Source organism: Paenibacillus sp. FSL H7-0326 (genome assembly GCF_001955535.1).
GTDB lineage: Bacteria > Bacillota > Bacilli > Paenibacillales > Paenibacillaceae > Paenibacillus > Paenibacillus shunpengii.
This window is the reverse complement of sequence record NZ_MPVN01000010.1, coordinates 16,629-30,793: the sequence shown is the minus strand read 5'-3', so window position 1 is coordinate 30,793 and position 14,165 is coordinate 16,629. Positions and strand designations below refer to the sequence as shown.

The following is a 14,165-nucleotide window of genomic DNA, read 5'->3' as shown; positions in this document are numbered from 1 at the left end:
CTTACTTCGCCCCCTGAACGAGCGCGATGTAGGATTCAGGCTCCAGGCTTGCTCCGCCTACCAATGCACCGTCAATATCGCTTTGTCCAAGATATTCAGCTACATTCGCTGGTTTCACGCTTCCGCCGTATTGAATAACAACGGCATTCGCTACATCTTCGTTATACAGACCTTTGATGATGCTGCGGATGTAAGCAATCACTTCGTTTGCATCTTGTGCAGTCGAAGATTTGCCTGTTCCGATCGCCCAGATTGGCTCGTAAGCTACAATCACTTGAGCTGCTTGGTCAGCAGCAAGTCCTGCAAAAGCCGCTTCTGTTTGCACTTTGCAAACGTCCTTCGTTTGATCTGCTTCACGCTCTTCCAATTTCTCGCCTACACATACGATCGGTGTAAGACCATGACGGAATGCAGCGTGAACTTTCTTGTTCACGGTCTCGTCTGTTTCGTTGAAGTACTGACGACGCTCGGAATGTCCGATTACCACGTAATCCACACCCAGATCCTTCAGCATCGAACCGCTGATTTCACCTGTGAATGCGCCGTTGTCTTCAAAATGAAGGTTTTGAGCACCAATCTTGATGTTCGTGCCTTTAACCGCTTCTACCAAAGCCGGCAGGTTCGTAAAAGGAGCACAAATTACGCTCTCCACGCCTTCTGCTTCGACTTTGCCTTTTACCGCTTCGATAAACGAAGTGGCTTCCGGTACGGTTTTGAACATTTTCCAGTTACCTGCGATGACTTTTGTTCTGCTCACCGTTTATCGCCTCCTCAAATCTAATCCATTATTTATCGTTCAATGCCACAACACCTGGGAGTGCTTTACCTTCCATGAACTCCAGGGAAGCACCACCACCTGTAGAGATGTGGTCCATTTTATCCGCAAGATTGAATTTCTCTGCTGCTGCTGCAGAATCGCCGCCGCCGATTACAGTGTAACCTTCCGTTGCTGCACAAGCTTCTGCAACTTCACGAGTACCGTGTGAGAATGGCTCAATCTCAAATACGCCCATTGGTCCGTTCCAGACTACCAGCTTAGAGTTCTTGATCACTTCAGCATATTTCGCACGTGTCTTCGGTCCGATGTCAATGCCTTCCCAGTCTGCAGGGATTTCATCGATGTTAACGATCTTCGTTTCTGCATCTGCGCTGAATTCTTTCGTAATTACGATATCTTCAGGCAGAAGGAAGTTTTTGCCCAGCTTTTTCGCTTTGTCGATGAAGCTAAGAGCAACGTCCATTTTGGATTCATCCAGAAGGGAAAGTCCAATTTCATGACCTTGAGCTTTGAAGAATGTGTAAGTGAGACCTCCGCCGATCAATACGTTGTCTGCAAGGTTCAACAGGTTGTCGATCACATCAATTTTGTCTTTTACTTTAGATCCGCCGATAATGGCTGTGAAAGGACGCTCTGGGTTGGACAATGCTTTGCCAAGTACAGACAATTCTTTCTCCATCAGTAGGCCAGATACAGCTGGAAGATGATGTGCGATACCTTCTGTGGAAGCATGAGCACGGTGTGCTGCGCCAAATGCATCATTCACGAAAAGGTCAGCCAGTTCTGCAAATTGTTTTGCGAGTTCTGGATCGTTCTTCTCTTCTCCAGGATAGAAACGGACGTTTTCAAGCACAAGCACGTCGCCATTGTTCAATTTCTCGATTTCTGCTTTTACTGCTTCACCGACAGCTTCATCCGCTTTTGCAACCGGTTTGCCAAGCAGCTCGGACAGACGGTTTGCAGCAGGTGTCAGACGAAGAGAATCAACGAATTCACCTTTTGGACGACCCATATGGCTCGCAAGAATGACTTTTGCACCGTTCTCAATCAAATACTTGATCGTTGGCAGTGTTTCACGAATACGAGTATCATCCGTAATCTTTCCATCTTCGAGCGGTACATTAAAATCGACGCGAACAAAAACGCGTTTTCCTGTTACTTCTACATCACGTACACTTTTCTTGTTCATCTCCACGTTCCTCCTAAGCGCTATCTACCAAAGCCAATCACCGGCATCTTATGTGCAGTTACCGTCCGGCCTTAAGGTGGACAGCCCATTTTTATTAAACAGCAGCATGATATAAGTAATAATCTCTATATAATGTAATCTTCTATATCCGGTATCCCCGGTTCTCTGGCATTAAAGATAAAATCATGGTGAAGAGGAGACCAAAAGCCTTGTTCTCCTCTTCACCTTATTTTAAATTCCTATCGTTGGTCTTACAGACCTTTGCTTGCAATGTAAGCAGCGAGGTCTACGACACGGTTGGAGTAACCCCACTCGTTGTCGTACCAAGAAACCACTTTAACCATGTTGTCGCCTACTACCATTGTGGAGAGAGCGTCAATTGTGGAAGAAGCTGGGTCGCTGTTGTAGTCGCTGGATACAAGCGGCTCGTCGGAGTAGTTAAGGATGCCTTTCAGCGGTCCGTTAGCTGCTTCTTTAAGCGCTGCGTTTACTTCGTCTACAGTTACGTTTTTGCCAAGCTCTACAACCAGGTCAGTTACGGATACGTTCTTAGTAGGAACGCGCATTGCCATACCGTTCAGTTTACCTTTCAGTTGCGGCAACACAAGGCTAACAGCTTTAGCTGCACCTGTTGTAGAAGGAATGATGTTCTCAGCTGCTGCACGAGCACGACGAAGGTCTTTGTGCGGCAGGTCAAGTACTTGCTGGTCGTTAGTGTAAGAGTGAACAGTTGTCATCATACCTTTAACGATACCGAAGGACTCGTCAAGAACTTTAGCAAATGGTGCCAAGCAGTTTGTCGTACAAGAAGCGTTAGAAATCACTGTATGGTTAGCTGGGTCGTATTTCTCTTCGTTTACGCCCATAACGATTGTAATATCTTCGTTTGTAGCTGGAGCAGAGATGATAACTTTTTTAGCTCCGCCTTTAAGGTGAGCTTCTGCTTTTTCTTTCGCTGTGAAGATACCAGTGGACTCAACAACGATTTCAACACCGTTAGCTGCCCAAGGCAGGTTCTCAGGGTTGCGCTCAGCAAATACTTTAACTTCTTTGCCGTTAACGATCAGCGCGCCTTCTTTAGCTTCTACAGTTGCATTCAGACGACCATGAGTTGTGTCGTATTTGAGCAAGTGAGCCAAAGTGCTTACGTCTGTCAAATCATTGATTGCTACGATTTCTACATCGCTGTTGTTCAGCGCTGCGCGGAATACGTTACGTCCAATACGTCCAAAACCGTTAATACCTACTTTTACCATGAGTAAGTTCCTCCCAAGTTTTGCTTTTATTTTATATATTCAAGACAAGCCTGTTAGGGCCCGTCAAGACAACGAATCAGTGAATCAAATTCTATAAATCTTTAACAATTTCAGCTGCCGCCGCTTCATCAATGACAAGAATATCTTCCTGCCCGAAGCGCAGCACTGCCTGTATCGAAGCTGCCTTACTCTTACCGCCTGCAATGGCGATAACAAGCTCAGTGTGTCTAATGTCCTCCAAACGCATACCTAGTGTCAGCATCGTATGGACGACCTCTCCCTCGTTATTGAAATAATAACCGAAGGATTCTGCCACCGCACCTTCATCACGAATTTCAGTAACCGTCTGAGGCGCCAGCTTGCGCCGTTTGGCCATTTCCATCGCACCGCCTATTCCATGAATCACGATGCGTGCCTTACGGATCATATCCAGAATTTCCTGTATGTTGGAGTCTTGTATAAGTGAATCATAGGCATGATTGCTTAGTAGATCAGGTACGTGCAGCAGCCGATATTGCGCTCCTAGCTTCTTGGCCATCATGGAAGCAATCGTATTTGCCTGAAGCTCCAGACTTTCTCCAAGTCCGCCACGTGCAGGCACAAACCATACATCTCTCTTAGAAGATGACGGGGTCAGATGCTCTGCTATCGCTGCTGTCGTGGAACCGCCCGTTACAGCTACAACGTCTTCATCGTTCATGACGCTGAGAAGCGCCTTGGCACCGGCACGTCCAAGCTCACGCTTGGCATACTCCGAGTTCTCAGAATCACCTGGAACGACAATGACCTTACGAAGTCCATAAGTTCTTCTAATCTGCTCTTCCATCTCCGATAGTCCAAACAGTTCCTTGGCTACCGGTTCAAGCATTTCAAGCAGCTCTTCTCCAGCCTGGCTGATTCTCATTCCCACCGTCTCGATCTCGATGAGTCCTTGCGACTTCAGCAGATCCGTCTCTGCTCTGAGTACACGCTCCGTCATATCCATGGCGTTCGCAAGAGTTCTTCTTCCAATCACTTCCGAGATCATGATCTGGCGTAGAATGGTATACCTCTTCTTCATTACGTCCATGAGATCAGGTAGAAGCTGCTTCTGCACTTCTAATATCGTTCGCATGCTATCCACTTCCGCAAGCTCCTTCATTCCGGTCTCTGAGGTGGACTAAAAATGTCCCGGGTTAACTTTTTAAGTCCCACGTTTATTTTAACGAAATCTGACGTGTGATGCAAGGGGTCCAAAAGTATATTTTACAAAGCCTTTTCCCTTTATTCGCTTGTGTAAAATATCACAATTCAAAAGCTATACATTCATTCTCTCAGCCTTCATTTATTCCCTTCATCTATAGGTTGTACATATATGGCTCACATCAAACTCGATCAAGAGACTCTCTTGCAAATTTTTTTACATTCGGATATAATCAATATTGCTGTCACGGACAGTTACAATATGCGCCCGTGGTCCAACGGATATGACGTAGGCCTCCGGAGCCTGAGATCGAGGTTCGATTCCTCGCGGGCGCGCCATTATTATTAATGGTTCCATATACAATTAACCGATGAAACCGAGCAGGTTTCTTTTTTTATCAAAATAGTTTGACTTTCTTTGACTTTTTGTTTGAAATTGTTTATGATGTGGTTAATACGGAAACAGTGAGTATATGTAGATGTAGTTCCTGTTCTCGTGTCTCGTGAACTTAAACTCTAAATTTTTTTGAGGAGGTTTTTCGCATGAGTTATATTCCTATGGTCGTAGAACAAAGCAATCGCGGTGAACGCGCTTATGACATTTATTCCAGACTGCTGAAAGATCGCATTATTTTCCTTGGCAGTGATGTCAACGATGTCGTCGCTAATTCCATCATTGCTCAAATGCTGTTCCTAGCTGCGGAAGATCCAGAGAAAGATATTCATTTATACATTAACAGCCCAGGCGGTTCCATCACTGCGGGTATGGCGATATATGATACGATGCAATTTATTAAGCCCGATGTCTCCACAATCTGTATGGGTATGGCTGCTTCGATGGGTGCTTTCCTGCTTAACGCAGGTGCGAAGGGCAAGCGTTTTGCTCTCCCTAACAGTGAAGTCATGATCCATCAGCCGCTTGGTGGAGCACAAGGTCAAGCCTCTGATATTGAAATTCGCGCACGCCGTATTCTCAAAATGCGTGATAAGCTGAACCACATTCTGGCTGAACGTACAGGACAGCCGCTGGAGCGCATTGAGCGTGACACAGACCGCGATAACTTCATGTCCGCTGAAGAAGCGAAGGCATACGGTTTGGTTGACCAAGTTCTGGAGTCTTCCACACCTGAACAAGGTCTGTAAGACATAACAAAAATCCTCGATCCTGAAATTCAGGACCGAGGATTTTTTATTTTTCTAAATTCCATGGGGTAAAAAATTTTACTTCAGCTCATACCGAACCGTCAGCTGTGTAGACAGCTTGATCTCTCCGCTCTCAATTGCTGTATTGGCGCTGTCTTGACTCGAAGCAGCAGACTGCAGTTCCATGGATTCCTTGTAATAAGCTACCGGTTCATCAATACTTCCCTGGCTGACACTAAGAACGATACCCAGCTGACGCTGTGCGGCATTTGCGATCGCTCCCGCTTTAAGCTTCGCATTCGCCATCGCCTTGTCTATCACTTGTGTTTCAAACGCTTCTGTATCTTCGATGGAGAACACAACATTATCGATCTGGTTAGCCCCTGCATTGGTCGCAGCATCCAGCAGCTCACCGACTTTCTCTAAGTTACGATAAGACACTTTAAGTGTGTGATAAGCGGTGTAGCCTTTAATTTTCTGTCCGTCTTTCTCGCTGTAAGTATAATTGGGCTGTACGTAGAATTGATTCGTCTGAATATCCTTGCTGTCCACTTTCCAGGTATTTTTCAAGAGTGTAGTGATCTTTTGAATTTTGGCTGCATTCGCTTTTTGTGCCGCAGCGGCAGTATCCGCTTCCGATGATGCACCAATAGACAGATAAGCGATATCCGGTTTAACCGCGATTTCACCTTTTCCTGTAACCGATACGAAGTTCTGTGTTGCTGCTGCCTCCTGTGCCAGCGCTGTTCCGCCTGCAGACCAGCTCCATCCTCCAACCAGTAGTGCGCCAGCAAGGGCTGCGGCAGCAAAAGGTTTCATCCATTTCTTGTTCATCACTTCATCTAACCTCCTTGAATTTGCAATCTATACCATTGGACGCAGCATTCTTGAAAAAGGTTTCAATATCTACAAGCATGTCCAAAAAAACGAAAAAGCCCCGATTTCTCGCAGGTGTCATTAAGATCAAATCCAGCTTAATGACACCTGCAATTTCTCGAGGCTCTCTCTGTATTTAGGCGTTACAAAAAAGATGGTGGAATTATTGGTTCTCCAGTTCTTCTTTGCTTACGAGACTTACTAAAGCGTTTACAGCCTGTTCTGAATCCGCACCTTCTGCACTAATGACGACTTCAGTTCCTGTGCTGATTGCAAGGCTCATAATTCCCATGATACTCTTTGCATTTACTTTTTTATCATCTTTTTCCACAAAAATCTCAGACGAATACTTATTCGCTTCTTGTACGAATAGTGCGGCTGGTCTGGCATGAAGACCCGTCTTCAAACGGACTACTACCGGGTGCTTTGTCATGGAAACTTACCCCCTCTTCAAAATCTATACAACAATCAATACTTCATAATTATAAACATTATACCATTATAGCATGAATGAAACTAGAAAAAAAAAGAGTTATTGTCTACAAGTTTGAGTTCGTAAATAAACCCTTCTCTGTTCTAATTTTTTCAGCCATTTCATCAATTTTGCGCAGACGATGATTCACACCCGATTTGCTTACTGTCCCTTTTAGTAATTCCCCAACTTCCTTCAAATTAATATCGGGATGGGCAAGTCTTACTTCAGCGACTTCACGAAGCTTATCAGGCAGGGTATCCAGTCCCACTTCCTTATCCAGGAATTTGATGTTCTCAATCTGGCGGACAGCTGCACCAATCGTCTTATTCAAATTGGCCGTCTCACAGTTCACGATCCGGTTCACCGAATTTCGCATGTCCCGCATAATTCGAACGTCCTCAAATTTGAACAATGCCTGATGTGCACCGATAATGCTCAGCATTTCAATGATTTTCTCGCCTTCTTTGATGTAAAAAATAAAGCCCTTTTTTCTTTCGATACAGCGTGCATTCAGATTAAACTCATTTGCAAGATCAACTAAGGCCTGGCAATGCTCTTCATACATGGATGCAATCTCAAGATGATAGGAAGATCCTTCTGGATTGTTCACCGATCCACCAGCCATGAACGCCCCCCGCAGGTAAGCCCGCTTACAGCAATTTTTGCGGATAACCGCTTTTTCTATACCTGGTGTGAACAGAAATCCTTCCGAAACGATATGAAGCTCCTTCAAAATTTCCTGAACTCTTGCCGGAATTCGGACGATATATACATTATTCTTTTTGAGCCGCATTTTCTTACGAACTAACAACTCGGTGTGCACTTGAAAGTGTTTTTTGAGCAAAGAATAAATTCGCCTTGCTATCGCGGCATTCTCCGTAGAAACATCCAAAATAACCTTTTTGTTCGAGAGCTGAACCGCTCCAAGCATACGGATGAGTGCTGACAGCTCCGCTTTTTCACAGCAAGGCTCGCTTTCGATCATGGTTAGTTCTTTTTTGGTCTGTGCCGCAAACGACAAGGGTCTCACCTCTTTCGAATCATCCAATTTTGAACGAGTGTGTAGATATGATGACTGAGCTTATTCGCATCATGTCTTAGATAGGTCCTATACAGGACAAGCCGATCTGCAATACACTCGTTAGACAGCTTCAAAATTTCTTCCAGATCCATCTGTACAGGCTTAGCGCCTTGCTCCGCATACATCTCCTGCACCGGTTCTGGTATATCTCCATTATTTACAATAACGTAGTCAAACAATCTCGTCCCAATGTGCGCATCAATAGCTTTGAGATGGTCACTTACCGTATATCCGTCGGTTTCCCCAGGCTGGGTCATCACGTTACAAATAAAAATCTTTGCTGCCGGGGATGCAACCACAGCTTCTGCCAGTTTGGGAACGAGCAGATTCGGCAAAATACTGGTGTACAGACTGCCCGGACCTATAATAATGGCATCGGCTTGTTCAATAGCAGCCACAGCCTCTGGCAACGGCTCCACGTGGTCCGGCTCAAGAAACACTCGTTTAATCCGGCCGCCATGCTCAGGGATCTGTGACTCACCGGTTACGATTGTGCCATCTTCCATTTCCGCGTGTAAGACGACGGCCTCACCCGCAGCGGGAAGCACCTGTCCACGTACTGCAAAGACGCGGCTGATCTCCCGGACTGCCGTTACAAAGTCGCCCGTTATATCGGTCATACCCGCCAAGATAAGATTGCCAAGACTATGTCCTGCCAAACCATTACTTCCACTAAAACGATAATTAAGCAATTCTGACATCAGCGGTTCCACATCAGCAAGTGCTGTGAGTACATTACGGATATCGCCGGGAGGAGGCATCTGCAGCTCATCGCGCAATATGCCTGAGCTCCCCCCGTCATCAGCTACCGTAACGATTGCCGTGATATCAAGCGGCTTATTCTTTAACCCCCGCAGCATAACAGACAGCCCCGTACCCCCGCCCATTACGACGATATGCGGACGTTTCATTTGTTCAACAGCCACTTTCATCACTTCACCTTCTATAAGAAGTTGCTCAAGTTAAGCTATTTATCACCTAGGCGAATTCATTTCATACCTATCAGCTTTATGAATGGATTCGTCTAGGCGAATTCATTCCATACCTAACAGCTTTATGAAACTGATTCTGACAAGAGCGGATTATACAGCATATGCTATAACCTCCGCAATGGCTATTATTAGGATGAACTTTCATGCGGTATGCTCACCACAAATTTTATACAGTCATCCTCTAGATTGGTCATGCTCTGCCTTTACGATAAATGATGCCTAACTGCAACTTTTCTATACTAAATCTCTTGATTCGGACCATTAATGACGGTCTCGATCCGCATCCCGATGCGTTACAGATACAGATTCCGTCTCACTGGCTCCAAGCATCTTGCCCAGATATTCTGATATGGCAACCGAGCGGTGCTTGCCGCCAGTGCAGCCAATCCCAATGATGACTTGGCTCTTCCCTTCCTTCCGGTACTGCGGAATAAGAAAATGCAGCATATCCAGGAGCTTCGTCAAGAAGGACTGTGTCTCCGGCCATTTCATTACATATTCATAGACATCACTGTTCTGTCCCGTGTTTGGACGCAGATGCTCCACGTAATGAGGGTTCGGCAAAAACCGTACATCAAATACAAGATCAGCATCAATGGGAATACCGTATTTGAATCCGAACGACGTTACATTGACCGACAGCATATTCGCCTCGAGATGTGAGAAGCGGGAGATGATGCGCTCCTTCAGCTGTGCAGGCTTCATATTACTCGTATCGATGACCTGTGTGGCTGAATTTTTGAGCTCCTCCAGCATCTTGCGCTCCAGTCTTATCCCATCGAGCGGCATACCATCCGGTGCAAGTGGATGACGGCGTCTGCTCTCCTTATAACGCTGTACCAATACGCCATCCTGGGCATCCAGGAACATGATTTCACAATGGATGGTGAAGTGATCCTTGATGTAGTTTAAAGATTCCGACAATGCCGTAAAAAATTCACGTCCCCGCAAATCGATGACGAGCGCCACTTTCGAGATCTTCCCGTTAGACTGTACAATGAGCTCCGCAAACTTAGGAATGAGAACCGGTGGCAGGTTATCGACACAGAAGAAGCCCAGATCTTCAAGACTTTGCACTGCAATCGTCTTCCCTGCTCCTGACATCCCTGTAATGATAATAAGGGTTGCTCCTCCTGCTGGTGATTTTTCACCTTCTGACATGAATATCCCCCCTATCAATTTCAGTTCGTCCCGTATAATTTCTTGTATAATTTAAGATCGAATTAACAGTCCAGCGGCTCCGACGATTCCTGCATCATTGCCAAGCGTAGCGGGTACAATAGATACCCCTTCTTGCAGTGGTTCAGGGGTGTAGCTCGCGAACACGCTGCGCACTTCATCGAACAGAAATTCTCCTGCCTTCGATACGCCCCCGCCGATGATATAAGCCTGCGGGTTCAGCACAGCTGCTACTGCAGCCAGTGATTTACCGAGATAGAAGGCTGCACGACGCACAATACGAAGGGCTACCTCATCTCCTGCTTTTGCTGCATCGAACACATCCTTCGCCATAATCGATGGCACAGTGCTGAGGCTCGTGTGATCTCCACGTTCTACAGCGTCCTTCGCCATACGAATAATACCGGTTGCGGATGAGACGGTTTCCAGACAGCCCATCTTGCCACAGCCGCACTTAATCGCCTCAAGATCCGGGACAACGCTGACATGACCGAGCTCTCCAGCCATACCCGAGAAGCCTTGATAGATCTTGCCATTAATAATAATTCCGCCGCCAACGCCTGTTCCAAGCGTATAGCACACACAATTGTCAACACCAGCTCCTGCACCAGCCCATGCCTCACCAAGTGCTGCTACATTCGCATCATTATCTATTTTGACAGGCTTGCCAAGTCTTTCTTCGAGAATGGAACGAATCGGAACATCTCGAAATCCTACGTTAGGTGCCAGAATAATAATTCCTTCGCGCACATTAGTGAATCCGGCAACTCCTGCACCAACTCCTGCAAGCTGGTCCCAACTGTATGGTGACGCCTCTACGATATGACGGACGTACTTCTCGATGTTGTCAATAACAGTATCTACACCTTTATCCACTTCTGTAGGTCCTTCATAGGTATGTAGAAGTTTTCCTTGCTCATCGCAGATTCCGACTTTGATTGCGGTTCCGCCCAAATCCACTCCAACGTAGATATTTTCAGACATTGCTAGCAAGCCACCTTTATCATCTGTAATATTTATTCTTACGTTATCACTATAATTGAAGGAACAAAGTCGGTCAAGACGAAGAAAGTGCTAAAACACCTTGTAAAAAGCGACCTGTAACAAAAAATTCTTGAATGCTCTCCGCAGAATTTCAGCGAGTACAGACGCCCATAAAATCAGCCGGGCACAATACAATCGTGCCCGGCTGGTCAGGTGAATCTTATATTCATTTAAGGATTGAGTGTCTCGCTCCAGTCATGTGTCATGCTGCCTTCCAAATACTTCTCACAGTCCATAGCCGCCATACAGCCGGACCCTGCCGCTGTAATCGCTTGGCGATACTTCGTATCCTGTACGTCACCGCAAGCAAACACACCTGGAATGTTTGTTTCCGTTGTTCCTGGATGAACCGCAATGTAACCGCCGGCATCGAGCGTAATCTGTTCTTTCAGGAACTCTGTATTCGGACGGTGTCCAATCGCGACAAATACACCGGAAGCTTCAATCAGCTCTTCTTCGCCCGTTTCGTTGTTCTTAACCTTGAGACCTTTGACCCCTGACTCCTCCACTACGACCTCAAGCGGTGTGCGGTTAAGAGCCCACTCCACTTTTTCATTCCCACGTGCACGGTCCTGCATAATCTTAGAAGCACGCAGCTCCTCCCGACGGTGTACAACGGTTACACTGGAGGCAAAGCGAGTCAAGAAATTCGCTTCCTCCATCGCTGAATCTCCTCCGCCAATGACGACAATTTTCTTGCCCCGGAAGAAGAAACCGTCACAAGTCGCACAGGTGCTGACACCGCGGCCTACGTTTTCCTTTTCTCCTGGAATACCCAGATATTTGGCAGAAGCTCCAGTCGAGATGATAACGGCATCAGCGGTTATTACCTCCCGACCCTCCACTTTAATGCGGAACGGCTTCACAGACAAGTCGATGTCATCCACCCAACCGCTCTTGAATTCCGCCCCAAAGCGTTCAGCCTGCTTGCGCATGTTGTCCATCAGCTCAGGACCTAGAATACCTTCAGGAAAGCCCGGGAAGTTCTCCACCTCAGTTGTGGTCGTCAATTGTCCACCCGGCTCAAGTCCCTCGATCACAAGTGGATTCATATTCGCTCGAGCCAAGTATATGGCTGAAGTCAGACCTGCGGGTCCTGTTCCAATAATAACCGATCTATAGTGAGACATATGGATACCTCCCTAGCGTTTATTGTGGAATGCTACGATTTCTTCTCCTTCAGAGCCTGAAAGATGTGTTCGATTCGATGCTGAATATCGCATACGCGATCAATTTGTTTCACGTATCTGCTTACGGTTGATGCAGAAATCCCGTATCTTTGGGCCAGTTCTGAATACGTTATTCCCTTAGACACATACTTCATTGTCAAATATTCCAGAGCAGCTGACCATCCTTCTACATGCTGAATGGCTGGCATTTCAGGAGACACTCTCATCAGATAGTCTGCCCATAAATGCTGAACACCTTCACGCAAATGCTCAGATCGTTTGTGCATTTTCTCGAGAGCCATGTCAATGACCGCCTGCTGCCGATCATCCAGTACAGGAGATGGCTCCTGGCCCTGTTCGCTCCGGCCATAACGATATTGCGTCAGTACCGGTGTGCCTTGACCGTAAGGATTCGCCAGAGATTCCGAAGCACCATGATCCATATCGGGTTCGTTCAAATCTCCAATCTCACGAAGTACAGACAGCGCCATTTGCTTCAGCTCCAGACTCTCCCCTTCCTCCTCCAAAAAAGAAGTAAGGGCCTGCCGAACCTCATAGTCCCCAATAATCCGAAGCGCCCTAATTACATTAGCCTTCGTTGCGTCATCGCCGTGATGAAGAGCCCAGAAGAAGGAAGAACGGATCAACGGATCTTTTTTGATATCATCCGGCACATGGCTTCCATACTTCTCCCACAGACGAAATTGCTCTTCAAACGGTAAATGATAGTGATAGCTTACAGGACCTACGCTTTGATCCTCTTTTCTCGAATGGAGCTGGTCCAAATAAAACTTCGGTACCTCTGACTCCGGATCCAGCTTACTCACCATTTGCCACAGTCGTTTCGCCGTATCATACCTTTCGGTATTGCATGCGGCGACAGCCGTATAATGCACGAGCGAAGGATCGTTCGCAGCCTCTCCGCTCTTCATCAGCCGGCGGAAATGCATATAGGCAGCTTCGTGCTGACCTAATATCCCCATCGTAGTGCCCAGCTTAAATACATGCTCTTGTTCAAAAGGAACCAAGGTCAACAGCTGCTTCAGGAGAACTTCCACTTGCTCTCTGTCTCCTTCATTCTGATAAAAAATCGCCAGATTGCACAGTGCATGCAAATTGCCGGGCTCCTGCTCTAGCAGATCGTATATCGTTTGCTTGGCCTTCGGGAATCGTCCCATATAGTAGTAAGCTAGAGCTAGATTGTTGCGTGCCGATACAAAATCAGGATGCTCGGAAGCGATGCTCTCCAGCATTTCTGCTGCCTGTGCAAACTTGCCTTCCTCCAGCAAACTGCGTGCATAATCATGCTCTGCAACGCCTTCTCTTGCTTTAATTCTTTTGACATGAAGCTTGCGTTTGAGCTCGTGAGATAGAAGATCCATCATTTCTTCTGCTTCTTCGAGAAAGTGCCCTTGCTCATCCTCCTCCAAATAGGTCACCAGTGCTTCCTCAGCAGATTCAAACTGCTCCATGTTGGCATAGTTATTGGCCATATAGAAGTAGCATTCTGTCATCCCAGAATCAACGTGCTTCATGATATGCTCCAATACTTCATTCGAGCCGGCATAATCACCCATCTCTGATAATATACCCGCCATATTACAATGATTCACCGGATTGTCCGGTTCATATTCAACAGCTTTGCGAAAATATTTAAGCGCCTTGTCATAATGATTGCGATCCAGCTCGCGGACGGCTCTTTCAAAGAAGAAAGAAGCATCGAGATGAACCTGTATAACATTATTAGAAGAGCTGTCAGTCCGCTGTGGCTTGCTTTTCATATGTGCCAAGGCACCTCCCT

The 14,165-nt window shown here is 46.5% G+C and carries 13 protein-coding genes and 1 tRNA gene; 2 read left to right on the top strand and 12 right to left on the bottom strand.

Features of this window, described 5'->3' with window-relative positions; all coding sequences use genetic code 11:
- Position 1: 1 nt before the first annotated feature.
- From tpiA to BK126_RS26915, 4 genes are all read right to left on the bottom strand, one after another.
- Complete coding sequence (gene tpiA, locus BK126_RS26930; protein WP_076315556.1) at positions 2 to 757, bottom strand: triose-phosphate isomerase; 756 nt, start codon at positions 755 to 757, stop codon at positions 2 to 4.
- A 28-nt stretch (positions 758 to 785) separates the two neighbouring features.
- Positions 786 to 1,967, bottom strand: a complete 1,182-nt coding sequence (locus BK126_RS26925; RefSeq protein WP_076315555.1) for a phosphoglycerate kinase — start codon at positions 1,965 to 1,967, stop codon at positions 786 to 788.
- Between the two features lie 251 nt (positions 1,968 to 2,218).
- Complete coding sequence (gene gap, locus BK126_RS26920) at positions 2,219 to 3,223, bottom strand: type I glyceraldehyde-3-phosphate dehydrogenase (RefSeq protein WP_047913901.1); 1,005 nt, start codon at positions 3,221 to 3,223, stop codon at positions 2,219 to 2,221.
- A 91-nt stretch (positions 3,224 to 3,314) separates the two neighbouring features.
- Positions 3,315 to 4,337: a sugar-binding transcriptional regulator gene (locus BK126_RS26915; RefSeq protein ID WP_047913959.1), complete on the bottom strand. Its 1,023-nt coding sequence runs from the start codon at positions 4,335 to 4,337 to the stop codon at positions 3,315 to 3,317.
- Positions 4,338 to 4,669: 332 nt separating this feature from the next.
- Here BK126_RS26915 and BK126_RS26910 point away from each other — a divergent pair.
- Positions 4,670 to 4,744, top strand: a tRNA-Arg gene (locus BK126_RS26910).
- A gap of 204 nt (positions 4,745 to 4,948) precedes the next feature.
- Positions 4,949 to 5,548, top strand: coding sequence for an ATP-dependent Clp endopeptidase proteolytic subunit ClpP (clpP, locus tag BK126_RS26905; RefSeq protein WP_076315554.1), 600 nt, complete (start codon positions 4,949 to 4,951; stop codon positions 5,546 to 5,548).
- Between the two features lie 78 nt (positions 5,549 to 5,626).
- Here the strand turns inward: clpP and BK126_RS26900 are convergent, their stop codons facing one another.
- The 8 genes from BK126_RS26900 to BK126_RS26865 form a co-directional block, all read right to left on the bottom strand.
- Positions 5,627 to 6,382 (bottom strand): SIMPL domain-containing protein, encoded by a 756-nt coding sequence (locus BK126_RS26900; RefSeq protein WP_076315553.1) that lies wholly within the window; start codon positions 6,380 to 6,382, stop codon positions 5,627 to 5,629.
- Between the two features lie 205 nt (positions 6,383 to 6,587).
- Positions 6,588 to 6,857 (bottom strand): HPr family phosphocarrier protein, encoded by a 270-nt coding sequence (locus BK126_RS26895; protein ID WP_047913898.1) that lies wholly within the window; start codon positions 6,855 to 6,857, stop codon positions 6,588 to 6,590.
- Between the two features lie 106 nt (positions 6,858 to 6,963).
- Positions 6,964 to 7,920: a DNA-binding protein WhiA gene (gene whiA / locus BK126_RS26890; protein ID WP_076315552.1), complete on the bottom strand. Its 957-nt coding sequence runs from the start codon at positions 7,918 to 7,920 to the stop codon at positions 6,964 to 6,966.
- Positions 7,921 to 7,925: 5 nt separating this feature from the next.
- On the bottom strand, positions 7,926 to 8,912 hold the full coding sequence (locus BK126_RS26885; RefSeq protein ID WP_076315551.1) for a gluconeogenesis factor YvcK family protein: 987 nt from the start codon (positions 8,910 to 8,912) through the stop codon (positions 7,926 to 7,928).
- A 321-nt stretch (positions 8,913 to 9,233) separates the two neighbouring features.
- Positions 9,234 to 10,133, bottom strand: a complete 900-nt coding sequence (gene rapZ / locus BK126_RS26880; RefSeq protein WP_047913895.1) for an RNase adapter RapZ — start codon at positions 10,131 to 10,133, stop codon at positions 9,234 to 9,236.
- A 51-nt stretch (positions 10,134 to 10,184) separates the two neighbouring features.
- Positions 10,185 to 11,135 (bottom strand): ROK family glucokinase, encoded by a 951-nt coding sequence (locus BK126_RS26875; RefSeq protein ID WP_076315550.1) that lies wholly within the window; start codon positions 11,133 to 11,135, stop codon positions 10,185 to 10,187.
- A 230-nt stretch (positions 11,136 to 11,365) separates the two neighbouring features.
- Entirely contained in the window at positions 11,366 to 12,325 is a 960-nt protein-coding gene (gene trxB, locus BK126_RS26870) for a thioredoxin-disulfide reductase (protein WP_076315549.1), read from the bottom strand.
- A gap of 32 nt (positions 12,326 to 12,357) precedes the next feature.
- Entirely contained in the window at positions 12,358 to 14,145 is a 1,788-nt protein-coding gene (locus tag BK126_RS26865) for a tetratricopeptide repeat protein (protein ID WP_076315548.1), read from the bottom strand.
- Between the last annotated feature and the right edge of the window lie 20 nt (positions 14,146 to 14,165).

Coding starts and splice junctions, on each gene's coding strand:
- BK126_RS26875 (WP_076315550.1), bottom strand. CDS start 11,135: ATGTCTGAAAATATCTACGTTGGAGTGGATTTGGGCGGAACCGCAATC.
- BK126_RS26900 (WP_076315553.1), bottom strand. CDS start 6,382: ATGAACAAGAAATGGATGAAACCTTTTGCTGCCGCAGCCCTTGCTGGC.
- BK126_RS26915 (WP_047913959.1), bottom strand. CDS start 4,337: ATGCGAACGATATTAGAAGTGCAGAAGCAGCTTCTACCTGATCTCATG.
- gap (WP_047913901.1), bottom strand. CDS start 3,223: ATGGTAAAAGTAGGTATTAACGGTTTTGGACGTATTGGACGTAACGTA.
- clpP (WP_076315554.1), top strand. CDS start 4,949: ATGAGTTATATTCCTATGGTCGTAGAACAAAGCAATCGCGGTGAACGC.
- BK126_RS26895 (WP_047913898.1), bottom strand. CDS start 6,857: ATGACAAAGCACCCGGTAGTAGTCCGTTTGAAGACGGGTCTTCATGCC.
- BK126_RS26925 (WP_076315555.1), bottom strand. CDS start 1,967: ATGAACAAGAAAAGTGTACGTGATGTAGAAGTAACAGGAAAACGCGTT.
- BK126_RS26865 (WP_076315548.1), bottom strand. CDS start 14,145: ATGAAAAGCAAGCCACAGCGGACTGACAGCTCTTCTAATAATGTTATA.
- rapZ (WP_047913895.1), bottom strand. CDS start 10,133: ATGTCAGAAGGTGAAAAATCACCAGCAGGAGGAGCAACCCTTATTATC.
- BK126_RS26885 (WP_076315551.1), bottom strand. CDS start 8,912: ATGAAAGTGGCTGTTGAACAAATGAAACGTCCGCATATCGTCGTAATG.
- trxB (WP_076315549.1), bottom strand. CDS start 12,325: ATGTCTCACTATAGATCGGTTATTATTGGAACAGGACCCGCAGGTCTG.